General features: G+C 69.2%; 19 protein-coding genes. 7 read left to right on the forward strand and 12 right to left on the reverse strand.

The window, feature by feature from the left end:
* Positions 1-125: 125 nt before the first annotated feature.
* Positions 126-1178, reverse strand: a complete 1053-nt coding sequence (locus tag AC3WLB_RS01215) for a LacI family DNA-binding transcriptional regulator (protein WP_492502544.1) — start codon at positions 1176-1178, stop codon at positions 126-128.
* Positions 1179-1459: 281 nt separating this feature from the next.
* Here AC3WLB_RS01215 and AC3WLB_RS01220 point away from each other — a divergent pair, with 281 nt between their 5' ends.
* Positions 1460-2974, forward strand: coding sequence for an HNH endonuclease signature motif containing protein (locus AC3WLB_RS01220; RefSeq protein ID WP_492502546.1), 1515 nt, complete (start codon positions 1460-1462; stop codon positions 2972-2974).
* A gap of 338 nt (positions 2975-3312) precedes the next feature.
* Positions 3313-4608 (forward strand): ATP-binding protein, encoded by a 1296-nt coding sequence (locus AC3WLB_RS01225; RefSeq protein ID WP_492502548.1) that lies wholly within the window; start codon positions 3313-3315, stop codon positions 4606-4608.
* 45 nt (positions 4609-4653) lie between these two features.
* Here the strand turns inward: AC3WLB_RS01225 and AC3WLB_RS01230 are convergent, their stop codons facing one another.
* A complete protein-coding gene (locus tag AC3WLB_RS01230; RefSeq protein ID WP_492504628.1) occupies positions 4654-4980 on the reverse strand; it encodes an MmcQ/YjbR family DNA-binding protein in 327 nt (108 codons plus the stop codon).
* 58 nt (positions 4981-5038) lie between these two features.
* On the reverse strand, positions 5039-5683 hold the full coding sequence (locus tag AC3WLB_RS01235) for a TetR/AcrR family transcriptional regulator (protein WP_022895632.1): 645 nt from the start codon (positions 5681-5683) through the stop codon (positions 5039-5041).
* A 105-nt stretch (positions 5684-5788) separates the two neighbouring features.
* Between AC3WLB_RS01235 and AC3WLB_RS01240 the strand changes: the two genes are divergently transcribed.
* On the forward strand, positions 5789-6829 hold the full coding sequence (locus tag AC3WLB_RS01240) for a phosphatase domain-containing protein (RefSeq protein WP_022895631.1): 1041 nt from the start codon (positions 5789-5791) through the stop codon (positions 6827-6829).
* 36 nt (positions 6830-6865) lie between these two features.
* Here the strand turns inward: AC3WLB_RS01240 and AC3WLB_RS01245 are convergent, their stop codons facing one another.
* Positions 6866-8593 (reverse strand): cation:proton antiporter, encoded by a 1728-nt coding sequence (locus tag AC3WLB_RS01245; protein ID WP_022895630.1) that lies wholly within the window; start codon positions 8591-8593, stop codon positions 6866-6868.
* Positions 8594-8621: 28 nt separating this feature from the next.
* Positions 8622-10061, reverse strand: a complete 1440-nt coding sequence (locus AC3WLB_RS01250) for a helix-turn-helix domain-containing protein (RefSeq protein WP_492502551.1) — start codon at positions 10059-10061, stop codon at positions 8622-8624.
* A 130-nt stretch (positions 10062-10191) separates the two neighbouring features.
* On the opposite strand from AC3WLB_RS01250, the gene AC3WLB_RS01255 reads away from it, so the two are divergent.
* The 4 genes from AC3WLB_RS01255 (at position 10192) to AC3WLB_RS01270 (ending at position 15483) form a co-directional block, all read left to right on the forward strand.
* Complete coding sequence (locus AC3WLB_RS01255; RefSeq protein WP_492502553.1) at positions 10192-12033, forward strand: phosphoenolpyruvate carboxykinase (GTP); 1842 nt, start codon at positions 10192-10194, stop codon at positions 12031-12033.
* 131 nt (positions 12034-12164) lie between these two features.
* Positions 12165-14783, forward strand: a complete 2619-nt coding sequence (valS, locus tag AC3WLB_RS01260) for a valine--tRNA ligase (RefSeq protein ID WP_492502555.1) — start codon at positions 12165-12167, stop codon at positions 14781-14783.
* A gap of 14 nt (positions 14784-14797) precedes the next feature.
* Positions 14798-15244: a GNAT family N-acetyltransferase gene (locus AC3WLB_RS01265; RefSeq protein WP_022895623.1), complete on the forward strand. Its 447-nt coding sequence runs from the start codon at positions 14798-14800 to the stop codon at positions 15242-15244.
* Positions 15244-15483, forward strand: coding sequence for a hypothetical protein (locus AC3WLB_RS01270; RefSeq protein ID WP_022895622.1), 240 nt, complete (start codon positions 15244-15246; stop codon positions 15481-15483). Before AC3WLB_RS01265 ends, AC3WLB_RS01270 begins: the two co-directional genes overlap by 1 nt.
* 8 nt (positions 15484-15491) lie before the next feature.
* Here AC3WLB_RS01270 and AC3WLB_RS01275 read toward each other — a convergent pair whose 3' ends face one another.
* The 7 genes from AC3WLB_RS01275 to AC3WLB_RS01305 all read right to left on the reverse strand — a co-directional run bounded on the left by AC3WLB_RS01275 (position 15492) and on the right by AC3WLB_RS01305 (position 25531).
* Entirely contained in the window at positions 15492-16469 is a 978-nt protein-coding gene (locus AC3WLB_RS01275; protein WP_492502558.1) for an aldo/keto reductase, read from the reverse strand.
* Positions 16470-16474: 5 nt separating this feature from the next.
* Positions 16475-17707, reverse strand: coding sequence for a benzoate/H(+) symporter BenE family transporter (locus AC3WLB_RS01280; RefSeq protein ID WP_492504630.1), 1233 nt, complete (start codon positions 17705-17707; stop codon positions 16475-16477).
* A gap of 35 nt (positions 17708-17742) precedes the next feature.
* The gene (gene clpX / locus AC3WLB_RS01285; RefSeq protein ID WP_022895619.1) at positions 17743-19020 is read right to left on the reverse strand and encodes an ATP-dependent Clp protease ATP-binding subunit ClpX; all 1278 of its coding nucleotides are present in this window, start codon (positions 19018-19020) and stop codon (positions 17743-17745) included.
* A 90-nt stretch (positions 19021-19110) separates the two neighbouring features.
* Positions 19111-19863 (reverse strand): AAA family ATPase, encoded by a 753-nt coding sequence (locus tag AC3WLB_RS01290; RefSeq protein WP_492502560.1) that lies wholly within the window; start codon positions 19861-19863, stop codon positions 19111-19113.
* 10 nt (positions 19864-19873) lie between these two features.
* Positions 19874-20539 (reverse strand): ATP-dependent Clp protease proteolytic subunit, encoded by a 666-nt coding sequence (locus AC3WLB_RS01295; RefSeq protein WP_022895617.1) that lies wholly within the window; start codon positions 20537-20539, stop codon positions 19874-19876.
* Positions 20540-20579: 40 nt separating this feature from the next.
* Positions 20580-21164: an ATP-dependent Clp protease proteolytic subunit gene (locus tag AC3WLB_RS01300; RefSeq protein WP_022895616.1), complete on the reverse strand. Its 585-nt coding sequence runs from the start codon at positions 21162-21164 to the stop codon at positions 20580-20582.
* A gap of 92 nt (positions 21165-21256) precedes the next feature.
* A complete protein-coding gene (locus tag AC3WLB_RS01305; protein ID WP_492502563.1) occupies positions 21257-25531 on the reverse strand; it encodes a fibronectin type III domain-containing protein in 4275 nt (1424 codons plus the stop codon).
* Positions 25532-25599: the final 68 nt, after the last annotated feature.

Raw genomic sequence — 25599 nt, forward strand, 5'->3', positions numbered from 1 at the left:
ATGATGCGGAGGGTGGTGGTCGGCACGGCGACTCCTTGTCTGTCGTTCTGCGTTGATGGGCCGCTTACCGCGGAAAGCGCTTTCCAACTGTGGCACAGAAACGCGCATCCGTCCAGCGACGATCGTCAGCGACGGGGAGTGCTCTCGCGGAGGACGACTGTTCCGCTCACCGAAGCCAACGGTTGGGCGTCGTCGCCCGCCAAGGCCGATTCGAGTGCGCGCTCCCCGATGGTGGCGAGCGGGAGGCGCACGGTGGTGAGTTCAGGATGCACGTCCTGCAGCATGGGGATGTCGTCGAACCCGGCCACCGCCACATCCCGCCCGGGCTGGAGTCCGCGCTCGCGGAGGGCGGTCATCGCTCCCACCGCCATCACGTCGGTGACGGCGAACACGCACTCCGGACGCCGCCCGGAGTCGAGCAGCCGGACCATCGCCTCGTAGCCGCCGTCGCGGGAGAACGGCCCTGGGTGCACGTCGTCGCTTCCCACCGTCACCCCTGCGGCCTGCGCCCCCGCCACGAACCCCGCCACGCGTTCGACCGGGGTCGCGAGTTCGGGCGATCCGGCGAGCACGGCGAAGTCGCGGTATCCGAGCTCGACCAGCGCGGCAGCGAGGTCGTGCGCCCCCTCGCGATTGCGCACCTCGACGGTGCGCGCGGTCACGGTCACGGTCGCGGTCGCGTCGTCCGCAGTCGGCGGACCGCTCACGAACGACACCCGACCACCCCTGCCACGAAACTCCGCGAGTTCGCGTTCGAGCAGTGCCTCGACGGCGGCATCCACGTGCCGGCTGCCCGCCAGCACGATCGCGCGCGGTCGCTGGGAGCGCAGGGCGATGACGGTCTCGCGCTCCACTGCGGCGTCTCCGCCGGTGATGGCCATGGTCACCTGGAGCTCTCTGCGGCGTGCCGCCGCGATCACGCCCGCGGCGATGCCGGCGAAGTACGGGTCGGCCACGTCGCCCAGCACCAGCGCCACCATCGAGCTCGAACCCTTGGCCACGGCCTGCGCGTGTGCGTTCACGACGTAGCCGAGGGCGCGGGCGCTGGCGGCGACGCGTTCCTGCAGTTCGGGCTTGACCGTGCGTTCGCTGCCATTGAGGGCACGCGATGCGGTGGCCAGCGAGACCCCGGCGTGCGCGGCCACTTCGGCGAGCGTGACGGGGTTTGATTCGCGCATCCGTCACTCCTTCTCGCCGGCAAGCGCTTCCAGAGTAGCGGGGTGCCGTGTGTTGACGGTGCTGCCGCGCGCTGCGCGCTTGCCGACGATGGGATCAGGGAACACCCGCAAACACGGCTCGGTCACCCGGCCATCCGGTCTTGGTCTCGTTGTCGAGACGGATGCGCGTGGCCTGACCCGAACCCAGCCATCCACGCGTGGTGACCGGGTCTCATTTCGGGCAAGCGCGTAGCGCGCGGCAGCACCGCTCAATGTCGGAGGCTCATGCTTGAATTATTCTCATGAAGGTTCGGTTCGAGACCCCCGACACGCGCGAGGAGCAGGCAGCTGCTGACGCGCAAGCCGCCGCCAACGCCCGCGCTGCGGTGTCCGAACTCGGCCTCCTGGACTTGCACCTGGACTCCGTCATCGAACGCGTCACCGCCTACCGCGAGATCATCGCCCGCGCCGAAGCCGGTATCGCCCGCTGCCTCGCCGAGGCCGCCCAGATCGCGGATGCCCGCGCGGGGCTTGCTCGCCCGGAATCGGTGTCGAGGTCAGACGCCCGGGCACGTGAACGGCAGCTGGTTGCGACCGAGATCGCGACCGCCACGAAACAGTCCGAGCGCACCGTCACGACCCGGATCAACGACTCCGAAACCCTGATCACCCGATTCCCCACCACCCTGGCCGCGCTCGACGCCGGTCAGATCACGGTGCAGCACGCCCGGCACCTCATCAACCACGCCAGTAGCATCCCGGTGGAAGCGCAGGCCGCCTTCGAGGAGCAGCTTCTGGCCGTGGCGGTGGAGACGACCCCGTACCGGTTCGACGACACCGCCCGCCGCCTCCGCGAAACCGCGCACCCCGAATCCATCACCACCCGCACCCAATCAGCGGTCGAGAAACGCACCGTGTTCATCGAACCCACCTGCGACGGCATGGCCACCCTCACCGCCCACCTCCCGGCCATCCACGCCATCGCGATCGACGACCTCATCGACAAAATCGCCCGCACCTCCCGCACCAACCCCTACGGACACCTCGGCCGCCCCGGCCTCCCCGACCCCACCACCACCACCAGCACCAGCACCAGCACCAGCACCGACCCCACCACCATCAGCACGGATCCCACCATCAGCACGGATCACCGCACCCACCTGCAACGCCGAGCCGACGCGTTCACCGACCTGCTCCTCGGCCCAGGAAACCCCGCCCACCCCGCCACCATCACCGCCCAAGTGATCATCACCGCACCGGCCACCACCATCACCGGCAACCCCAACCACCCCAACACACCACCCGGACTCCTCCACGGCTACGGCCCCATCGACCCCACCACCACCCGAACCACCGCCGCAACCGCACCCACCCACCTCCGCGTCACCACCCACCCCACCACCGGCGAACCCACCCTCACCCGCCACCGCAAACCACCCACCCCCACCAACCTCACCCCCACCACACCCGAGCCAGCAGAACCCCCCACCCCCGCCCCTGCCCTGACCGGGCGGGAACGCTACAGCGCCCCCAACGACCTCCGCCTCCTCCTCGCCACCCTCGACGAAACCTGCCGCTTCCCCCACTGCACCCGCCGCGCCAACCGCTGCGAACTCGACCACACCCACGACTGGGCCAAAGGCGGCACCACCACCCCCAACAACCTCCACCACCTCTGCACCAAACACCACCACCTCAAACACCAAACCAACTGGACCATCACCACCCACCCCAACCACCCCCGACACCTCACCTGGACCAGCCCCCACGGACGCCAACACACCACCAAACCCCCCAACCCACCACCCACTGGGTAGATCCGGCCAAAGACCCACCTATTGGCGTCGACGCGAGTGACCCCGCGCGCGTGTCACCGCATCTAGGGCGCACCATCGCGCTCCAACGTGCCTCGTCGTGCCGAAAACAGAAGTTCGGCCGAACTTTCGCCCTCCGTCTTACCGGAGCATGCCCGACGACATCCCGGCGCTGCTAACCTCACTGATCACCCCAGCGTCGACCAGCCACACCGCGGCCCACCACACTCAGGCTCGCTCCCGCACCCGGCTCACTCCCCTTTGTCGGCCACCCCATCCGCCGCACCCCCGCACCCAGCACCCGCCCGACCGCCACATCCGCACCTCACCGAGGAGGAACGATGACCACCCCGCACATCCGCGACTTCCACCCCGACGACCTCGACGGCATCCTGCACCTCTGGGAGCAGGCCAAGGCCGACGGCACCGAACCCGTCTACGCACTCTCCGAGGTCATCGCCTCCTGCCAGATCGACCACGCCGTCGTAGCCGTCATCGGCGACCGAGTGGTGGGCGCCGCCGTCGGCCGCGCCGCTCACGCCCAGGGCTGGATCGTGTTCTTCGCCACCGACCGCTCCGTGCCCGCCGTGCGCGACTCCGACCTCGGCGCCCGCATGCTCGCCGCCCTCGAGCGGCACATGGCCCCGCTCGGCCTCGCCAAGCTCTCGGCCCTGATGCCCGAATCACAGACCCGCCTCGACGACTTCGAGGCACAGGGCTTCGAACTGAAGAAGAACCTGCGCTACGTCGAACGGGAGCTGCCCGTGCAACGCGAAGAACTCGTCGTTCTGCGCGAACTCGGCGGCCGCCTCCTCTCCCGCGGCCTCTGGGAGGCGGTCGGCGGCATGCAGAACGAGAAAGAGCTGCTCGAACTGCGCCTCGTCACACCTCTCGCACGGCCCGACCTCGCCGAACGGTTCGGCGTCGTGCCGCCCCGCGCCGTCATGCTGTTCGGCCCGCCCGGCACCGGCAAGACCACCTTCGCCAAAGCCATCGCCTCCCGTCTCGAATGGTCGTTCATCGAGGTCTTTCCCTCTCGACTGGCCGGCGACCCGAAAGGTCTGGCGGGAGCCCTACGCGAGACCTTCCAGAAGATCTCCGAACTCGAACACGCCGTCGTCTTCATCGACGAGGTCGAAGAGATCGCCTCACACCGCCAAGGCGAACCGCCCTCACCCCTCCAGGGTGTGACGAACGAACTGCTCAAACTGATCCCCGAGTTCCGCGAGCAGTCGGGGCGGCTACTCATCTGCGCCACCAACTTCATCCGCTCGCTCGACACCGCGTTCCTCCGCCACGGCCGATTCGACTACGTGGTGCCGATCGGGCTTCCCGACACCGGCGCCCGCCGCGCGATCTGGTCCGGCTACCTCCCCACGGATGTCGCGGCCGCCGGTCTGGTCGACGTCGACGCCCTGGTCGCCCACACCGACGGATTCACTCCCGCCGACATCGAATTCGCCGCCCGCAAGGCGTCCCAGGCTGCACTCGAACGCGCCCTGCACTCCCCCACGGCCGAGATCGCCGGTCCCTTCACCGCCGACTACCTCGAGGCAGTGCGCTCCACCCGCCGCACCGTCTCCGACGAGGTCGCCAGCGAGTTCCTCGAGGACATCGACCGCATCGCGCGCCTCTGAGCCGAACCGAGCGAACCAAGCGAACCGAGCGAACCGAGCGAACCCCTACGGTCGCTGCGCCCGCGGCAACCCCGCCACCACGAGATCGTAGGAGTTCACCACCAGATCCGACACCAACTGCCCATCGGTCTCCGGGCCGAGCGTCACCGTCACCCAGTGCCGCTTGTTCATGTGGTAACCCGGAATGATCCACGAGTGCTCCCGCACCAGCGCCTCGGCATGCGGCGGCGCTGCCTTGAGCGTCACAGTGCACGGTTCCCGATCGAGGTTCGTCAGCGCGAACACCTTGCCGACCACTTTGAACACGGATGTCTCGGGCCCGAACGGGCGCTCATCCGTCGTCGCCGGCAACCCGGCACACAGTTCCAACACATCTTCTCGGGTCAGCCCGGTCGGTCGCGTCATCGCCGCACCGCCACTCCTCGGAAGGCTAGGCCGCGACTGCGGACCCGGCCAGGTACGACGCCACGACCGCCCGCGCGGCTGCGATCGCCGCTTCGTCGCCCTCAGGAGCGCCGATGAACGCGCGCACGAGCAACGCGTCGGCGACGGTGAGTGCGATGTCGATACGGGCCGCCAGACCCTCGCCGTCAAGACCGAGGTCGGACACCAGGATGGCGGCCAACGGGCCGGCAACGCGTGCCGCCGTGGTGCCGCCATCGACCTCCGGCAACGCGATCTGGTCGCTCAACCGGATGGAGGTGTACCCGGGCTCCGTACGGTGCAACTGCACCGAGGCGTCGATGAGGCAGTCGAAGACACCCTCGAGCGTCGTGGGCTGCACGCGCTCGAGGTTCTCGACCCCCAGCCGCAGGAACCGTTCGAACCCGCGCAGACTCATGGCGCTGAGCACCGCGATGCGATCGGGGAAGTACCGGTAGACCGTGCCGATCGAGGCTCCGGCGCGCTCGGCCACCATCGCGGTGGTCAGTCGTTCGATTCCGACTTCGGCGACCACGGCCGACGCGGCATCGAGAAGGGCACCGATGCGCTCACTGCTCCGAGCCTGAACGGGCTCGTTGCGAACCTGTCCGGTTGTCGTGAGCGCTCCGCTGACTAGCTCGTTGAATGACACTCCGCCCATTCCTTCCCGAATCCCGACACCCAAGTGTAGTTCCGAGATCCTGTCAGTCGCATACACGCTGGGCGGCCCGTCGGGAAGACATGACAGACTGGTTGCGTGCCAGAGAACCCAGTCGCGGCACCTCGGCTCCACCGTGCCGCGCGTATCGATGACGCGATCCATGAAGTCCGCGAGCGGTGGGCCAGGCGTCGCGGGCACCAGCCGACCGTGATTCCGTATGCCGGATACGGGTCGACCACCCGCATCCGCGTGCTCGGGCGGGTGCTCCTCACGAAGCAGCCGAAGCCGAGTTCACGGGGTGCCCGCAAACCGCAGCGTCGCGAGGAGCGCGTCCGCGGCTGGCGCAGTTTCACGAGCGTTCCGGTGGGCGACGTCGACGTCACGATCGAGATCGAGGGCGTCGTGCGCACCGTGCGCGCCGACCGTGGTGGTGTGGTCGACACTCCCGTCGACGTCGATCTCGAACCCGGCTGGCACACCATCACCATGCAGACCGAGGGGTCGGATGCGGTCGAAGCGCCGATCTACATCGTCACCCCCGGCACCGACTTCGGGGTGGTCTGCGACATCGACGACACGGTCATGGTGACCACGCTCCCCCGGCCGCTCCTGGCGTTCTGGAACACCTTCGTGCTCGACGAGCACGCGCGAACCCCCACCCCGGGCATGGCGGTCTTCCTCGACCGGCTGATGACCGAGCATCCGGGCGCCCCCGTCATCTACCTCTCCACCGGAGCCTGGAACGTCGCGCCGACCCTCACCCGCTTCCTCGGCCGCAACCTCTACCCGCGCGGGCCGATGCTGCTCACCGACTGGGGGCCGACCCACGACCGTTTCTTCCGCAGTGGGCGGGAGCACAAGGAGACGAACCTGAGGCGCCTCGCCGTGGAATTCCCCGACATCCGCTGGCTGCTGATCGGCGACGACGGCCAGCACGACGAGGAGATCTACGGCGAGTTCGCCCTCGACCACCCCGACCACGTGCGGGCGATCGCCATCCGGCAGCTCTCCGCCAGCGAGGCGGTGCTTGCCGGTGGGCGCTCGAAGCTCGACCAGGTGCCGGCCGCGAACACCACGCCCTGGGTCTTCGCACCCGATGGCGCGGGCCTGTCAGAACAGCTCTCGAAGCTCCTCTGAAACGCGAAGTGCGAGCATCCGCCCCGCGCACCGCGTTCAGTGGCCGGTGGCGGGCCGTGCGAGCCGCGTCTCCTCGAGATCGAGCAGCGCCTGCGCCTCGCTGAGCACCCGCGACGAGTAACTGCCCTGCGCCCGGAGGGCGAGCAACCGCTCCCGCTCGGCCGCCACGACCGCCAGCCGGAGGTCGCGGTACTGCTGATGCGGCCGCTCGGGCGACGAGCGGCGCGAGCGGGCGCGCTCCCAGGCCGCCTCCGTGCGCAGGAACGACGACTGCCGGGCCCGCTCGATGACATCGGGATCGATCGGCAGGGCACCCGCCGCCTCCGACTCGATGTCGTCGAGAGCTTCGAGGCCCGCACCACTGATGTCCTCGAGCAGTGCCGCGAGTTCGCGCCGGTCCTCGGCCGCGTCGACCCCCTCCACCTTCAGCAGACGGATGAGCCACGGCAACGTCCCGCCCTGCACCACGATGCTCGCCACCGCGACGGTGAAGGCGATCAGGATGAGTTGCGGCCGGTAGGGCGTGCTGTCCGGCAACGATTGCGCGGCCGCGAGGGTCACCACGCCGCGCATTCCCGACCAGCCGAGCACGATGCCGCCACGCCAGTCGATGCGCTCCTGGCGCTGCTGCTCCAGGTCGGCTCGGCGTCGCTCGTAGTCCCGCTCCAGCCGGTTGCGGGTGCGCGCCTGCCAGACCGTGTTCACCGGGTGCGTGCGGTAGTAGTAGAGCGCGAGCAACGCCCGGTAGGTGCGTTTCTCGTTGCGCTCCTCGCGGCGTCTCAGTCCGTACACGAGAGGCCCGATCCAGAGGTAGCGCACCACCATCAGCGCCAGCGTGGCGACGAGACCGATCGCCACCGACTCGCCCACGCCCAGCACACTCGGATCGACGTCTTCGACCAGGGTGCGGATCTCGAGCCCGATGAGCAGGAACACCCCGTTCTCGAGCAAGAACTGGATCGTGCGCCAGTTGATGCGGTCGCTGATCCGCGACTGCGGCGAGAACCGGGTCGGGCTGGCATGCCCGGTGTACAGACCCGCCACCACGACGGCGAGCACTCCGGATGCGCCGAGCGCCTCCGCGGGCATGAACGCCACGAACGGCACGGCCAGCGACAAAGCGGTGTCGAGCACGGAGTCGTTGAGCTTCGAGCGCACGAACACGGTGACGAACCCCGCCGCGAGGCCGATCAGCACGGCGACCACCACCGCATAGAGGAAGTCGGCCACCCCTGCCCAGGGCGAGGCGAGGGCGCCGGCCGCCGCAGCGACCGCTGAGCGCAACAGCACGAGGGCGGTGGCGTCGTTGACGAGCCCCTCGCCTTCGAGCACCGTCAGGAGGCGCGGGGGGAGTCCGAGCCGGCGGCCGATCGAGGTCGCGGCGACCGCATCCGGCGGACTGATGATCGCCCCGAGCGCCACCGCCGCGGCGAAGTCGAGATCCGGCAGCAGCGTGAACAGCAGGAAGCCCGTGGCGAAGGCGGTGACGATGACCAGTACCACCGAGAGACTGGCGATGGGCGCGAGATTGCGCCGGAAATCCATCACCGGCACACTGATCGCCGCCGCGTAGAGGATGGGCGGAAGCAAGCCGTCGAGGATGATCTCGTGCGGCACCTCGATGTCGGGAACCCCCGGCAGGTAGGACAGGCCGACACCCACCACCACGAGGATGATGGGCGCGGCGATGCCGAGCTTCTTCGAGAACGCCGCCACGCCCACGATCACCGCGACGGCGATCACTCCGTAGGCGCCGAGTTCCATGCTTCAAGCGTAGGCCGAGGGCCGACCCTCAACTCGCCGAGTGCGCCTCGAGGAACTGGTAGACCTCGTTCTCGTCCACCCCGGGGAACTTGCCGGAGGGCAGCGGCGAGAGGATGTGCGCGTGCAGTTTGGCGCTCGGCCAGGCCGCATCCGACCAGCGTTCCGCAAGCTCCGATGCGGGCTTGCGGCAGCAGGATTCGTCGGGGCAGGTGGACTGCACCCGCCCTTGGGTGTCGCGACCGCGGAACCACTTGGCATCGGCGAACGGCACGCCGAACGTGATCGAGAACTCCCCCGCATCCGTCTTGCCGGTCTGGGTGGCGCACCAGAAGGTACCGGCGGGCGTGTCGGTGTACTGGTAGAACTCCGTGGTGCGGTTGGTGCGCCCGAGCGCGCCGCGCGCCGCCCACTTGCGGCAGACCAGCTGGCCCTCGACCGCGCCGGTGACGTCGGCCGGCAGGGGCAGGCCGTCGTTCTCGTACGCCTTGTAGATCGCCCCGTCCTCCCCCACCCGCAAGAAGTGCACGCCCATGTCGAGGTGCGAGGTCGCGAGGTTGGTCAGGCGGAGGGCCGCCGCCTCATGCGTCACGCCGAACGCGTCACGGAAGTCCTCGACCGAGAGGTCTTTGCGCTGCTTCGCCGCGGAGAGGAACGCCACCGACTGCGTCAGCGGCATGAGGCAGGCCGCCGCGAAGTAGTTGATCTCGAGCCGCTGCTGCAAGAACTCGGCGTAGCTCTTCGGGGGCTGGTGGCCGAGCAGGCGGTGCGCCATCGCCTGCAGTGCCATCGACCGGAGGCCGTGGCCGCCTGGGATGGACGCCGGCGGCAGGTAGATGCGCCCGTTCTCGAGATCGGTCACCGAGCGCGCGGAGTGCGGCAGGTTGTCGACGTAGATGAGCGAGAAGCCGAGCTTCTCGGCCAGCAGCGAGACGCTGCGGTGGGTGAGCGCACCGGTCGTGTGGCCCACGGTCGCGAGTGTCTCCTCGGCCAGGCGCTCGAGGTCGGGCAGGTAGTTGTTCTTCTGCCGCATCGCCTGCCGGTTCTCGGTGTTCGCACGGCGCGCCTCCTCGGGCGTCGCGATCGACTCCGTGGCGCGACGGCGCAGTTCGCGGTGAAGTCCCACGAGCGCCTCCAGCGTCTCCAACGGCAGACTCCGGCTGGCGGGCACCGTGGGCAGGCCGAGCGAGGCGTAGAGCGGAGCTTGCTGCGCTTTGGCGAGCTCGATCTCGAGGGCGGTCCGCGCATCCGGAGCCTCAGCGCTCAGCAGATCGGGAACCGGCACCCCCAGCTCGGCCGCGAGCGCCTGCAGCAGCGAGAGCTTGGGCTCGCGCCGCCCGTTCTCGATGAGCGAGAGCTGGCTGCCGACCACGCCCACCCGCGCGCCGAGCTGGTCGAGCGTGAGCCCCTTCAATTTCCGGTGGTGACGGATGCGCCGGCCGAGGGTGATGAGGTCGCCGTTGTCGCTCAAGGTGCTCTCCTGTGAAGATCTTGTTTTCTTGTAAAGATCGCCGGATCTTTTCCGCGCTGCTCGCCGAATCTACCTCGAATAAGTCGGATAGTGGAAGAACCGCCACGGAATTGACGAGAAAAGGCCCACCATGAGCATCCTCGAGACAACCAACATGATCGATGTCGACGGACCGAGCAAGAACGCCGCCGTGAACGAATGGGTGCGCGACGTCGCACTGCTCACCAAACCCGACAACGTGGTGTGGTGCGACGGCTCCACCCGGGAGTGGGACGATCTGACCAAGATGATGGTCGCCCAGGGCACTCTCATCCGCCTCAACCCGGAATGGCGCCCGAACAGCTTCCTCGCGCGCAGCGACCCGGCCGATGTGGCCCGCGTCGAAGACCGCACCTTCATCTGCTCCGAGCGCGAGGCCGACGCCGGCCCCACGAACAACTGGCGCAACCCCTTCGCGATGCGCGAGGAACTGACCACGCTCTTCGCCGGGAGCATGCGCGGTCGCACCATGTACGTGGTGCCGTTCTCGATGGGTCCGCTCGGCGGGCCGATCTCGCAGCTCGGCGTGCAGGTCACCGACTCCCCCTACGTGGTGGTGAGCATGCAACTCATGACCCGCATGGGCGCGGCCGCACTCGACCTCATCGAGGAAGAGACCCCCTGGGTGCCGGCGCTGCATTCGGTGGGCGCCCCGCTCATCGACGACGAGGGCGTTCGCCACGACGACGTCGCCTGGCCGCACAACCCCACGAAGTACATCTCGCACTTCCCGGAGACCCGCGAGATCTGGTCGTTCGGCTCGGGCTACGGCGGAAACGCGCTGCTCGGCAAGAAGTGCTTCGCCCTGCGCATCGCGAGCGTGATGGCCCGCGACGAGGGCTGGCTGGCCGAGCACATGCTGATCATCAAGATCACGAGCCCCGAGGGCAAGGTCTACCACGTGGCCGCCGCCTTCCCGAGCGCCTGCGGCAAGACGAACCTGGCGATGCTGAATCCCTCCGTGCCCGGCTGGAAGGTCGAGACGATCGGTGACGACATCGCCTGGATGCGCCCCGGCGCCGACGGCAAGCTCCGCGCGATCAACCCCGAGCGCGGCTTCTTCGGGGTGGCACCGGGCACCGGCATCACCACCAACCCCACGGCGGTCGACACCGTCTGGGGCAACACCATCTTCACCAACGTCGCGCTGCGTGACGACGGCGACGTGTGGTGGGAGGGCCTCACCCCGAAGGCGCCGGCGCACCTCATCGACTGGCAGGGTGCGGACTGGACGCCGGATGCGACGACTCCCGCCGCGCATCCGAACTCCCGGTTCACGGTCACCGCCGACCAGTGCCCCACGATCGCGAGCGACTGGGACGCCCCGGAGGGTGTCGTGATCGACGCCATCATGTTCGGCGGACGACGCCCGAGCACAGTGCCGCTGGTCTCGCAGGCGCGCGACTGGGCGCACGGGGTGTTCATGGGCGCCACGATGGCGTCGGAGACCACCGCCGCCGCCGAGGGCGCGGTCGGTCGCCTCCGTCACGACCCGTTCGCGATGCTGCCGTTCTGCGGCTACAACATCACCGACTACTTCGGCCACTGGCTGGACGTGGGCGAGCAGCTGGGAACGGATGCGCCGCCGATCTTCTCGGTCAACTGGTTCCGCAAGGACAGCGAAGGCCGGTTCATCTGGCCTGGGTTCTCGGAGAACTCGCGGGTGCTCGAGTGGATCGTGCGCCGCATCGAGGGCGAGGTCGAGGTGGTCGACTCCCCCATCGGCAAGCTGCCCCGCGTGCGCGACTTCAACGTCGACGGCCTCGACCTCGGCTACGAGGAGCTGCAGTCGATCCTCTCGGTCGACCGCGGTGCGTGGAACCGCGAGGTGGACCAGATCGGCGCCTACTTCGACGAGCTCGACGAGGCCGGCACGGTGCCGGCGCAGCTGCGCCGTCAGCTCTCGACGCTGAAGGCCAACATCAAGCACTGACCGCGGAAAGATCTCTGTTCCGGGGCTCCGGACACCAACGGGCGCCCCGGAACAGCGAATTCGGTAAACTGGCCTGCACAGTGAGGCACCTCTCCACTTGACACGGTGCCGTCTATAGCCAGGAGGCCCCCGTGACGACGAACGTGCCCGACAAGCCCGCCCTCGAGGGCCTCGAAGCGAAGTGGGATGCCGCCTGGCGCGAGCGGGGCACCTACCTGTTCCCCCGCGAGGGCGCCACGCGCGAGACGGTGTACTCCATCGACACCCCGCCGCCCACCGCGTCGGGTTCGCTCCACATCGGCCACGTGTTCAGCTACACCCACACCGATGTCGTGGCCCGTTACCACCGCATGCAGGGCCAGCGGGTCTTCTACCCCATCGGCTGGGATGACAACGGCCTGCCCACCGAACGCCGGGTGCAGAACTTCTACGGTGTGCGCTGCGACCCGTCGCTGCCCTACGACCCCGAGTTCACCCCGCCGTTCGAGGGCGGCGACAACAAGAGCTCGAAGGCCGCCGACCAGCTGCCCATCTCCCGCCGCAACTTCATCGAGCTCTGCGAGCGCCTCACCGTCGAAGACGAGAAGCAGTTCGAGGCGCTCTGGCGCGACCTCGGTCTCTCGGTCGACTGGACCCAGACCTACCGCACCATCTCGGCCGACTCGCAGCGCGCGTCGCAGCTGGCGTTCCTCCGCAATGTGGAGCGCGGCGAGGCCTACCAGGCGATGGCGCCCACCCTCTGGGACGTGACCTTCCGCACCGCGGTGGCGCAGGCCGAGCTCGAAGACAAGGAGCAGCCGGGCGCCTACCACCGGGTGGCGTTCCACAAGCCCGATGGCGAGCCCGTCTTCATCGAGACGACCCGGCCCGAACTCCTGCCCGCCTGTGTGGCGCTCGTCGCGCATCCGGATGACGAGCGTTACCAGGCACTGTTCGGCACCACCGTCACCACCCCCGTGTTCGGCGTCGAGGTGCCGGTGGTCGCCCACCACCTCGCGCAGGCCGACAAGGGCTCGGGCATCGCCATGATCTGCACCTTCGGCGATCTCACCGACGTCATCTGGTGGCGCGACCTCGACCTGCCGAACCGCGCGATCATCGGCTTCGACGGGCGCATCGTGAGCGACGCCCCGGATGCGATCACGACGGATGCGGGTCGCGCCGCCTATGCGGAGCTGGCCGGCAAGACCGTGTTCTCGGCCAAGCAGGCCGTGGTGGAGTTGCTGCGGGAGTCCGGCGACCTCATCGGCGACCCGAAGCCCATCACCCACCCGGTGAAGTTCTTCGAGAAGGGCGACCGCCCGCTCGAGATCGTGTCGACCCGCCAGTGGTACGTGAAGAACGGCGCACGCGACGAGGCGTTGCGCGCCCGGCTGCTCGAGCTCGGCACCGAGCTCGACTGGCACCCCGACTTCATGCGGGTGCGCTACGAGAACTGGGTCGGCGGCCTCACCGGCGACTGGCTCATCTCGCGCCAGCGCTTCTTCGGCGTGCCGCTGCCGGTCTGGTACCCGCTCGACGCCGACGGCAACCCCGTGTTCGACGAGCCCATCCTCGCCACCCCCGAGCTGCTGCCGGTCGATCCGTCGTCGGATGCCGCGCCGGGCTACGACGAGTCCCAGCGCGGTGTGCCGGGCGGCTTCCAGGGCGAGGTCGACGTGATGGACACCTGGGCCACCTCCTCCCTCACCCCGCAGCTGGCGGGGGGCTGGATGCGCGACGAGGAGCTCTGGCAGATGGTGTTCCCGTACGACCTGCGGCCGCAGGGCCAGGACATCATCCGCACCTGGCTGTTCTCCACGATGCTCCGCAGCGCGCTCGAGACCGACGAGAAGCCATGGGCGCACGCCGCCCTCTCGGGCTTCATCGTCGACCCCGACCGCAAGAAGATGTCGAAGTCGAAGGGCAACGTCGTGACGCCCGCCGACATCCTGGCCGCCCACGGTTCGGATGCGGTGCGGTACTGGGCCGCGTCGTCGCGTCTCGGCACCGACGCGGCGTTCGACGAGAAGAACCCCACGCAGATCAAGATCGGGCGGCGCCTCGCGATCAAGATCCTCAACGCGGCGAAATTCGTCTACGGGTTCACGCTGCCCGAGGGGTACACGACGGTGACGGAACCCATCGATCTCAGCATGCTGACCGCCCTCGACGAGGTCGTGCGGCAGGCCACTGCCGCACTGGAGAACTACGACCACGCGCGAGCCCTCGAAGTCACCGAGACCTTCTTCTGGACCTTCTGCGACGACTACCTCGAACTCGTGAAGGAGCGCGCCTACCGCGACGAATCGGAGGCCGCGGCCAAGGCCTCCGCCGTGCTCGCGCTGCAGACCGCCGTCGATGTGCTGCTGCGCCTGTTCGCCCCGTATCTGCCGTTCGCGACCGAGGAGGTGTGGTCGTGGACGCACGAGAGTTCGGTGCACAACGCGGCGTGGCCGGCGTCGGTTGCGGCCGCGCTTCCCGCCGGCGTGACGGCGGGCCTGCCCGCGCACGCCCCGCTGCTCGGCCTCGCCGGCACCGCCCTGGTGGGCATCCGCCGGGCGAAGACGGATGCGAAGGCGTCGCAGAAGACCCCGGTGGCCTCGGCGACGATCGCCGGCTCCGCCGAGGAGATCGCCGAGCTGCAGCTCGCCGCCGCCGATCTGCAGGCGGTGGGCCGCATCGCCGAACTGCGGTTCGCCGAAGCGGCTGAACTGGCGGTCAGCGATATAGTTCTTGCGCCCGACGAGAAGACGGAGGGCGCCCAGTGAGCCAGGAGGCGACGATGCCGATCGAGATCAGACCGGTGAGGAGCAACGAGTTCTTCCCGTGGCATGCCGTGTACACCGGGTACGGGGAGTTCTACGAGACCCCGCTGCACGACGAGAAGGCCGTGCTGGTGTGGAGCTGGATCATCGATCCCGCCAACGAGGTGGAATGCCTGGTGGCCGTCGACGAGCACGACGAGGTGGTGGGGCTCGCACACTTCCGCGAGTTCGCACGGCCGCTGGCCGGCAACCGCGGCATCTACCTCGACGACCTCTACGTGCTGCCGGAGAAGCGCAAGCAGGGCATCGCGAGCGCACTGATCGAGGGCGTGGCGGATGTGGGGCGGGCGCGCGGGGCGAGCATCGTGCGCTGGATCACGGCGAAAGACAACGAGACGGCCCGCTCGCTGTACAAGAACGTGGCCGAGAAGACCCAGTGGGTCACGTACGACAAGGCGCTGTGATGATCCAGTTGGGAACCCGCTGGCTGGTCGGCGACGAGCCGCCCTCGCGGCTGCCTCAGGCCGTGATCGACGCGATCTACGAGGTCGAGGGCGAGCTGGCGGAACAGGGCGTGAAGGCCGACGACTGGAGCTGGACGCTGACCTGGCTCGAGGGCAAACCCGTGGTCGAGCTCGACGACGAGACGGTCATCGAGTACGACGCGGATGCGGACGCTGCGGTGGTGACCCCCGGCGCCTGAGCTGCGCCTCAGAAGCCCTCGGGCAGGCGCGGCGTGTACGGCGCTTCCAGCGCGCCCAGCTCCTCGGCGTCGAGCACGAGGTCGACCGACGCGATCGCGTCCTCGAGCTGGTGCAGCTTCGTCGCGCCCACGATCGGCGCTGACACGGCCTCCTGCTGGCGCACCCACGCCAGGGCGACCTGCGCGCGGGTGACGCCCCGCGCATCCGCGACCCGGCCGACGGCGTCGACGATGGCGTGATCGGCCTCCTCGGCCTGCCCGTACATGCGCTTCGCCACCTCGTCGGTGCCGGTGCGTGTCGTCTCGGTGCCCCACGGACGGGTGAGCCGCCCGCGCGCGAGCGGACTCCACGGCAGCACGCCCACACCCTGATCGAGGGCGAACGGATGCATCTCCCGCTCCTCCTCGCGCTGCAACAGGTTGTACTGGTCCTGCATCGAGACGAACCGGGTCCAGCCGTTCCGCTCGGCGGTGTGCTGCGCCTTCGCGAACTGCCAGGCCCACATCGAGCTCGCGCCGATGTAGCGCGCCTTGCCCTGGCGCACTACGTCGTTGAGTGCTTCCATCGTCTCTTCGATGGGCGTGTCCGGGTCCCAACGGTGGATCTGATACAGGTCGACGTAGTCGGTGCCGAGCCGTCGCAGGCTGCCGTCGATCGAATCGAGGATGTGCGCCCGCGAGAGTCCGCGGCTGTTCGGCCCGTCGTGCAAGGGGAAATAGACCTTGGTGAAGATCTGGATCTCGTCGCGGCGCGCGAACTCGCCGAGCGCGCGGCCCGCGATCTCCTCGCTCGAGCCGGCGGAGTAGCTGTCGGCGGTGTCGAAGGTGGTGATGCCTGCCTCGAGCGCGGCGCGGTAGAACGGGCGGGACTCGTCTTCGGGCAACGACCACGGGTGCGATCCGCGGGCGGGGTCGCCGTAGCTCATGCAGCCGAGCACGATCGCTGAGATCTCGAGGCCGGAGCGGCCGAGGCGGGTGTACTGCACGGTGTTCAAGCTCCTTCGATCGGTGTGCGGCGCCGCCACGGGAAGGCGCTCCACAGCATGATGACACCGCCGACGAGCAGACCCCAGAACGCCGATCCGATGCTCACGATGGTGACGCCGGACGCGGTCACCAAGAAGGTGGCGATGGCCGGGATACGGTGGGCCGGCTCCTCGATGGCGTTCGACACCGCCGCCACCAATGCGCCCAGCAGTGCCAGACCCGCGACCGCGGTGATGAGGATGGGCGGTGCCGCCGAGATGAGGGCGGTGGCGACGCCCGCCGCCAGCCCGAAGACGACGTACAGGATGCCGGCCGTCACCGAAGCGACCCACCGCTTGTTTCGATCGGGGTGCGAGTCGGGGCCGGCCATGATGGCCGCCGTGATCGCGGCCAGGTTGATGGCGTGACCGCCGAAGAACGAGGCCGTCATGGTGCCGATGCCCGAGGCGAGGAGGGCGGGTCGGGGCGGCACCGTGTATCCGAACGTCGACATCACTGCGAAACCAGGCACGTTCTGGCCCGCCATCGTCACGATGAACAGCGGCAGCCCGAGGCTCACGATCACCAGCGGATCGAACGCCGGCAGCACGAAGCTGAGGCTCGGTGCGAGGCTGGCCTCGGAGAGCCAGCCGGTGCCGGCGGTGACACCGATGCCGATCGCCGCGACCACCATGGCCGCGGGCACCGCCCAGCGCGGCGCGAACCGGAAGCAGATGAGCCAGGTCAGCACCACGGGCAGCGCCAGCCACGGTATCTCGACGGACGCCTGAATGGGCGCGAGACAGATCGGGAAGAGGATGCCGGCGAGCATCGCGCTCGCGAGCGGCTTCGGGATGCGGGTGATCGCCCGGCCGAGCGCGGGCCAGAGCCCGCACAGCACGATCAGCGCGCCGCAGACCAGGAATGCGCCGACGGCAGCGCGGAAGTCGTTGGTGGTCGCCGCCGCGGCCACGAGCAATGCCGCGCCCGGTGTCGACCACGCGAACGAGATCGGCATGCGGAACGACCAGGCCAGCAGGATGCAGCACAGCCCGCTGATCACGCAGACGGCGAGCAGCCCGCTGGCGGCCTGACTGTCCGTCGCACCGACGGCGTGGAGGCCGGCGACGACGAGAACGAACGAACTGGCGAATCCCGTGATGGCAGAGACGATCCCTGCCGATATCGGTTGGATGATGAGCGTGCCTTCCCCCGGCCGGGGCCCCTCCCCCTGTTTCGGAGCACCGGGTTGATGAATCCGCGCGCCCTACGGCGCACGAGCCTGGCCCTCGGTTAGGCCGACTTCTCCTCACGCCGTGGCTTGCGTGGAACGATCGTGGGCGCCGCGTTCTCGAGCACGGCTTCGCGGGTGACGATGACGCGCCCCACTTCATCGGTGGAGGGCACCTCGAACATGATCGGCCCGAGCACCTCCTCCATGATGGCGCGCAAGCCCCGGGCGCCGGTCTGGCGCAGCACCGCGAGGTCGGCGATGGCCTCGAGCGCGTCGTGGTCGAAGTCGAGCTCCACCCCGTCGAGCTCGAACATGCGCTGGTACTGCCGCACCAGGGCGTTGCGAGGCTCGGTCAGGATGGCCATGAGCGCCGTCTGGTCGAGTGGCGTGACGGTGGTGACGACGGGCAGGCGGCCGATGAATTCGGGGATCAGCCCGAACTTGTGCAGGTCTTCGGGCAGCACCTCACCGAACAGGCTCGCTTCGGCCTTCTTGCTGTAGAGCGGCGAGTTGAAGCCGATGCCCCGGCGGCCGGCGCGCTGCGAGATGATCTCTTCGAGGCCGGCGAAGGCGCCCGCCACGATGAACAGCACGTTCGTGGTGTCGATCTGGATGAACTCCTGATGCGGATGCTTGCGCCCGCCCTGCGGCGGAACGCTCGCCACCGTGCCCTCGAGGATCTTCAGCAGCGCCTGCTGCACGCCCTCGCCCGACACGTCGCGCGTGATCGACGGGTTCTCGGCCTTCCGGGCGATCTTGTCGACCTCGTCGATGTAGATGATGCCCGTCTCGGCCCGCTTGACGTCGTAGTCGGCGGCCTGGATGAGCTTCAGCAGGATGTTCTCGACGTCTTCGCCGACGTAGCCCGCTTCGGTCAACGCTGTCGCGTCAGCGACGGCGAAGGGAACATTGAGCCGCTTCGCCAGGGTCTGCGCGAGATAGGTCTTACCGCATCCGGTCGGCCCGATGAGCAGGATGTTGCTCTTCGCGATCTCGACCTCTTGCGCCTGCTGCTCGGCCGAGACGATGGCCGTGCGGGCGCGGGTGCGCTTGTAGTGGTTGTAGACCGCGACGCTGAGGGCGCGCTTCGCGGCGTCCTGCCCGATGACGTACTCCTCGAGGAAGGAGTAGATCTCTTTGGGCTTCGGCAGTTCGAATTCGCCGGCCGCTTCTTCGCTGGCCTCGGACAGACGCTCTTCGATGATCTCGTTGCACAGCTCCACGCACTCGTCGCAGATGTACACACCTGGGCCGGCGATGAGCTGCTGAACCTGCTTCTGGCTCTTTCCGCAGAACGAGCACTTGAGCAAGTCGGCGCTCTCTCCTATGCGTGCCATGCCCAGCCTCCTCAACACTGTGTTCTGACGAGCCTAACCCGTCCCCCCGACAGACACCGCCACCCACGCCACATTCGCTCGCGCCGTGACTCAATCGATGACGTGCCGCAGGTATCTCCCGGGTGCGTTCAGGAATCCGCGCCAGTGCTGCACCAGCTCGAGGTCGTCCCACTCGGTCTCGCGGATGCCCCACTCACCCACCTCGAGGATCGTCGCCCCCGGCAGCGCCGCCAGCACCGGCGAGTGCGTCGCGCAGATCACCTGCGCGCCCGCCTTGGCCAGCGCATCCAGCGCTCCGATGAACCGTAGCGTCGACCCGAAGCTGAGCGCGGCTTCCGGCTCGTCCAGGCAGAAGAACCCCGGCGAGTCGATCTTGCGTTCGAGCAGGGCGAGGAAGGACTCGCCGTGGCTCATCTCATGGAGGTCGCCGTCGGGCGAGCCGGGCAGCGCCTCGAGGTAGCTGTAGTACCCGTGCATCGTCTCGGCGCGGAGGAAGAACCCCCATTTCGGCGACACAACGCCGCGCTGGAGCTTCAGCCACTCGCCGAGCGGCGACTCGCTGCGCCTCGTCGACGCGCCCCCGTTGCGTGAGCCGCCCTCGGCCGGAAAGCCGAACGCCATCGCGATGCCCTCGAGCAGCGTCGACTTGCCGCTGCCGTTCTCGCCGACCAGGAAGGTGATCCCGGGCGCGAGCTCGAGCCCGTCCTCGTGCAGTTGGGCGACCGCGGGCACCGTGAGGGGCCAGGATGCGGCGACAGCCGGGGCATCCGGGAAGAAGGAGATCTTCCGGATGGCCCGGCTGTCGGTCAACCAGTCCTGGTCGGGGTCGCGAGCGGCCCGCATCCGCGCGGTGTCAGCTGACGAGCGCGGGGACGTTCTTGCGCGAGGAGAGCACCTGGTCGATGAGGCCGTACTCCAGCGCCTCGTCGGCCGAGAGGATCTTGTCGCGGTCGATGTCCTTGTTGACCTGCTCGAGGGTGCGGTTGGAGTGCTTCGAGAGGGTGCCCTCGAGCCACTCGCGCATGCGCAGGATCTCGCGGGCCTGGATCTCGATGTCGGACGCCTGGCCGCCGCCCTGGCCGGTGGCCGGCTGGTGGATGAGGATGCGGGCGTTCGGCAGCGCGAGCCGCTTGCCGGGGGTGCCGGCCGCGAGCAGCACGGCCGCGGCGGAGGCCGCCTGGCCGAGGCACACGGTCTGGATCTGCGGGCGCACGTACTGCATCGTGTCGTAGATCGCCGTCATCGCGGTGAACGAGCCACCGGGCGAGTTGATGTACATCTCGATGTCACGATCCGGATCCTGCGACTCGAGCACCAGCAGCTGGGCCATGATGTCGTCGGCCGACGCGTCGTCGATCTGCACGCCGAGGAAGATGATGCGGTCCTCGAACAGCTTCGCGTACGGGTCTTGGCGCTTGAACCCGTAGGCCGTGCGCTCCTCGAAGCTCGGCAGGATGTAGCGATCCGTCGGCATCGTGCCGTTGCGGTATGCACTCGCACCGAAGGTGGGTGTCTCCATTGGTTCTGTTCCCTGTTCTCTCGAAAGCTCGGATCGGTGCTCAGGCGTCGGTTCCGCCGCCGCCGGCCACGTCGGTCGCGAACTCGCGAACGTGGTCGACGAAGCCGTACTCCAGCGCCTCCTGCGCGCTGAACCAGCGGTCGCGGTCGCCGTCTTCGTTGACCTGCTCGACGGTCTTGCCCGTCTGGGCGGCGGTGATCTCGGCGAGGCGCTGCTTCATGCTCAGGATGAGCTGCGCCTGGGTCTGGATGTCGGATGCGGTGCCACCGAACCCACCGTGCGGCTGGTGCAGCAGAACACGCGCGTTCGGCGTGATGTACCGCTTGCCCTTGGTGCCGGAGGTGAGGAGGAACTGGCCCATCGACGCGGCCATTCCGATCCCCACGGTCACGATGTCGTTCGGCACGAACTTCATGGTGTCGTAGATCGCCATGCCCGCCGTGATGGAGCCGCCGGGAGAGTTGATGTAGAGGTAGATGTCGCGCTTGGGGTCCTCAGCCGCGAGCAGAAGGATCTTGGCGCAGATCTCGTTCGCGTTGTCGTCGCGAACCTCAGACCCGAGCCAGATGATGCGGTCCTTCAACAGACGGTCGAAGACGCTGGATGGAAGAGCCGTTTCGGCCATGTGTGTCGCTCCAATTCACTTGCAGTGGTTTGAATCTACTGGAGTGAACGTGCGACGGGGCACGTGTTCGCCGTCGGCAGAGCCCGGCGCCCTCAGCCGCCGGCGCGCATCCGCTCCCGGCGGCGCAGGACGAGCACCGCCACCAGGCCGCCGGTCAGGAGGAGCACGCCCCCCGCGACCCACCCGACCAGCCCCGCGGCCCCGGTCACCGGCAGGGAGGGGAGGCCCGCAGCCGAACCGGCATCGCCTTCTGCAGTCACGGTGAACGACACCGAGGTGACCCGGGGCAGGCCGTCGGGGCCGATCCCGATGCCCTCCACCCGGTGCTCACCGCGGAACTCCGGCGGCACCACGAACGTCACCCGGGCGACGCCCGCCGGGTCGGCGCGCACGGCACCGAGAGGGATGGGCGTCGAGTGCAACCAGACGTCGACGGTGCTGCCCGGCGCGAACCCGACGAGCGACGCGGTGAGCGTGCCGCCTGGCACGGCGTCGCCGTCGATCCCCTGCACCGGATCGCCGGGGTCTTCGCCCGGGTCCTCACCCGGGTCGACCGGCCCGGGCGCCGTCACCTCGATCGTCACCACGCCGACCGCCGTGCGGCCGTCGCCGTCCGTGACCTGCACCGTCGCCGGATGCGTACCCGCCGCGTCGGGGGTGCCGGAGAGCACACCGGATTCGGCGTCGACCCGCAGCCATCCGGGCCCGTTCACGAGCACGAACGCGTACGGCATCGTGCCACCCGTCACCTCCAGCGCCTGCTCGAACGGCTCGCCCGCCGTCGCGGTCATCAGCCCGGTGCGGATGCGCGGACCACCCGAGGTCGTCACGGGCGCCGACACGGCCTCGGGACCGGCGCCGAGCACGTTGACCGCGACCACGCGCACGATGTAGGTCTCACCGGGCGCCACCCCGTTCACGACCGCCGATCGGAGGTCGTCGTCGACCAGAACGGTCCCGCCCGCGGGCAGGTCAGGCGTCACCGTCACCTCGTACCGCACGATGTCGGCATTGCCGTCGTCGGCGGGTTCCCACTCCACCGAGAGTCGGTCGGTGCCGGGCAGTTCCTGGGCGGTCACCGCCGTGGCCGCGCCGGGGAGGGTCGCGGCGCCCCAGCGGAGCGTGAAGTCGCCTTCGAGCGGTCCGTAGTAGCCACCCGTCCAGTGCCCGGAGACGGCGAGCAGGTAACTCGTCCCCGCAACGGCCTCGAACGTGGTGCGGGGGCGGGCGTCGCCGTCGGTGGTCTGCACCTCCGACGGCGCGAGCAGGGTCGGGTCGGCCGGATCGTCGTCGAAGACGTACACCTCGGGACGGGCGATCTCGGTGGTGTCGACGGTGAAGCTCACCGGCCCGGTCCGATCCGCCTGCCAGCGGTACCAGACGACGCCCGAACGCACCTCGGCGTCGGTCCCGGTGAAGTACTCCAGGTAGCTCCACCGGTTCGAACCCGCCACGGCACCCGACGATCCCTCGATCGTCTGCGCAGCGGTGATGTAATCATTGGCCGGCGCCGGGTGCCAGCTCACGGGGAACGGATCGACCGGTCCGTGCGCGAGGTGATCGACCGCGTCGTTGGCGATCCGCACGTAGTACGTGGTCCCGGGTTGCTGCTCGATCCCGGCCTTGTGCCCTTCCTTCTTCTTCCAGGTCGCGTCGATCGCGCTCACGCCGAGCGGCGCATCCGGGTCGGCGACGAAGAACTCCAGCGCCGCCAGCGGGTCCGCCGAGTGCACCGTCACCCACTCGTGGGTGGTGGCCGTCCAGGTGAACCACACGGATGCGACGGTCCGGCAGGATTCGCAGCTGTTCGTCTCGCCCGGTTCGACCCCCGCGCCGTTGAGGTCGACGCTGTAGACCGACGCACCCGACGGATCGATCACGCTCGCCTCGGCGCGATCGTCGTTCGCCGGCGCTTCGTACAGCTGCCACGGGAGCGAGAAGTCGGGTGAGGCCGCCTCGGCCGCGATCTGCACGTGGTAGCTCGTGCCGGCATCGAGCGAGGCGCTCTGCCGGAGGTTCGGCCAGGTGCCGAGCTGCTGGGTGACGTCGGTGAGCGACGCCAGATCGTCGCCCTGGTAGATCGCGATGGCCGGGTGGTAGCCGTCGATGACGAGCCGCGAGTCGCGCTGCGGGGTGAGCTCGAACCACTGCGTGTAGATCGCGCCATCCGCGGTTCCCGGTTCGCCGGTCTCGCAGGTGGTCCAGGTGCTGACCCCAGCGAGGTCGCCGGACGTGCCGGTGAGGGGCGTGGCGGTCGCGAAGGCGTCGTTCGCGGGGGCGCGCGACGGCGCCACGTGCACGACGACGGCGGCGAGGGAGACGGCGCCGGCCGCATCCCGCGCCTCGACGGTCAGCAGGTAGTCGTTCCAGCCCGGGTAGTAGACCACGTGCTCGCGGGTCTCGGTGGAGTTCGCCGGATGCTCGTACGCCCAGCCCGGCGCGCCCGCATCCAGGCTCGACGCCGGCCTGCTCGATCCCGCACGCGTGCTCGTGTCACGCACCGTGACGGCGGTGCCCTCGATCGAGTACTGCAGCGACGCGGTGACCCCGCCCGCGGTGGGCACGCCCCGCGCGGTGCCGGAGGTGGGCCCGGCCGTCCAGGTCACCAGTCCGCACGCCGCCGCTCCGCCGACCGGAACCGCTGCGGTCGGGGCGGATGGCTCGCCGGCGACGTCTCCACGATGCGCCGTGACGGCGAAGGAGTACTGCCCGGCCGCGACGGCGCTCGATCCCGAACCGATCTGCGCCGTCCGCCGGGAGCCGTCGACGGTCACGGTGTCGGTGGGGGCGCCGTCGACGATCACCTGCACCTCGAACCGGTCGGCCGCGGGCGCATCCGCCGGGTACTCCCAGGTCACGACCGCGCGGCCGGCTCCACCCTGCGCGGTCACCTTCGCCGGAGTCGCGGGCGGCTCCTCACCGGGGTCGGGGTCCGGATCGGGGTCACCGCAGTCGCCGCCGGTCACGCGAGCGATCACCGTGGCCTTGTCGCCCACGATGAGCAGGTAGCTGAGGATGCCCTGCTCGTCGTCGCCGAACACGCCGAGTCGCACGGTGCGGCCCGTGGCCTTCGCGGTCGCACCGAGCTGGGCGCCGGTCGCCGTGCTCAGCACCTTCACGTCCTTCGCGCCTGTCGGCGGCGACAGGATGAAGCCGAACGCCTCGCCGCACGGGCTGAAGCCCCACTGCGCCGACGCGGCGGTGACGCGTTCTTCGAGGGTCGTCGATCCGGTCTCGAGATCGATGACGCGCACGCGCGTGAATCCGTTCTCCACCGTGCTGAGCATGAGGTAGCGGTCGTCGTCGTCGGGGCTGAACCCCCAGGCGGCGCTCGACGCGGCGGCGAGCGCCTCGACGTCCGCACTCGCATCCGCATCCGTATCCGCGCCTGCGCCGAACTCGGCGGCCTTCGGAGGTTTCGGCAGCGGGATCTTCACGCGCGGCGACTCGACCGCTGCGCTCTTGCCGGCCGGGTTCACGAGCTGCAACGCGAAGGTGTACCGCACGCCCGGGGTGAAGCCGCTGAGCCGGAGGTGCCGTTCACCGACCTCGCTGATGCGCGCTCCGGCCGGCGCCTCGGGGTCGCTCGTCAGCACGTATCCGGTGACGGCGCCGTCACCGATGTAATGCGGTGGGTCCCAGGTGACGTCGAAGAGCGGCTGGTTCTTCACCACGGAGACCTCGAAGTTCTCGGCCGGCGACGACGCGCCGGGGTCGCCCCCGCCGCCTGGGTCGCCGGGCGGGAACTGGATGGCGATGTCCTCGGTGAAGCGGGCGCTGCCGGTGCGGGCGTCGAAGGCCTTCAGCGTCATCGCAGTGGCGTTGCGCAAATAGCCCACGAGGAAGCGGGAGCCGCTGTGGCTGAACGACAGGTTGGCGCTCGAGACTCCGGTGAGGCCCGACTCTCCCGCGATCTGGCGCGCACCGTTCCCGCCACTGAGGTCGTAGAGCGCGTAGCCGAAGAGGCGGTTGCTGTCGATCCACCACGCCGCGAACCGGTCCTGGTCGGGGCTGAAGCCCCAGCGGTAGTCGGCGCCCACCGTCGACAGGGTCAGCAGCGGGCGGGTTCGATCGGCTCCGCGGTAGATCGAGGTGCTGGTGTCACCGGCCACGATGTCGTAGCGGCCGCCCGGCGACGTCCCCTCACGCGGGGCCGTGTAGACCACGCGGGCGAGCACGCCCTCATCCGGGTCGACGAAGTCGCCGACGGCGCCGCACGCGCAGACGCCGCCCGGGTCGGTGGCCGACGCTTCGGACTCGGCGGCCGCTGCAGTCGGGAGCACGGGCGTCACGACGACGGCGGAGAGCAGGGCGGCCACGCCGAGCGTCACGGTGATGCGCGCGACGGCGCGGCGGAGGGTGGGCACGAACCGAGGTGAGGACAGCTGGAACACGGCCTCCAGCCTCGCGCCGGGCCTGAGCCGGAACCATCCCA

The organism is Herbiconiux sp. FW305-C-125 (assembly GCF_058783455.1).

Coding starts and splice junctions, on each gene's coding strand:
- AC3WLB_RS01215 (WP_492502544.1), bottom strand. CDS start 1,178: ATGCGCGAATCAAACCCCGTCACGCTCGCCGAAGTGGCCGCGCACGCC.
- AC3WLB_RS01220 (WP_492502546.1), top strand. CDS start 1,460: ATGAAGGTTCGGTTCGAGACCCCCGACACGCGCGAGGAGCAGGCAGCT.
- AC3WLB_RS01225 (WP_492502548.1), top strand. CDS start 3,313: ATGACCACCCCGCACATCCGCGACTTCCACCCCGACGACCTCGACGGC.
- AC3WLB_RS01245 (WP_022895630.1), bottom strand. CDS start 8,593: ATGGAACTCGGCGCCTACGGAGTGATCGCCGTCGCGGTGATCGTGGGC.
- AC3WLB_RS01255 (WP_492502553.1), top strand. CDS start 10,192: ATGAGCATCCTCGAGACAACCAACATGATCGATGTCGACGGACCGAGC.
- AC3WLB_RS01265 (WP_022895623.1), top strand. CDS start 14,798: ATGCCGATCGAGATCAGACCGGTGAGGAGCAACGAGTTCTTCCCGTGG.
- AC3WLB_RS01270 (WP_022895622.1), top strand. CDS start 15,244: ATGATCCAGTTGGGAACCCGCTGGCTGGTCGGCGACGAGCCGCCCTCG.
- clpX (WP_022895619.1), bottom strand. CDS start 19,020: ATGGCACGCATAGGAGAGAGCGCCGACTTGCTCAAGTGCTCGTTCTGC.
- AC3WLB_RS01290 (WP_492502560.1), bottom strand. CDS start 19,863: ATGCGGGCCGCTCGCGACCCCGACCAGGACTGGTTGACCGACAGCCGG.
- AC3WLB_RS01295 (WP_022895617.1), bottom strand. CDS start 20,539: ATGGAGACACCCACCTTCGGTGCGAGTGCATACCGCAACGGCACGATG.
- AC3WLB_RS01300 (WP_022895616.1), bottom strand. CDS start 21,164: ATGGCCGAAACGGCTCTTCCATCCAGCGTCTTCGACCGTCTGTTGAAG.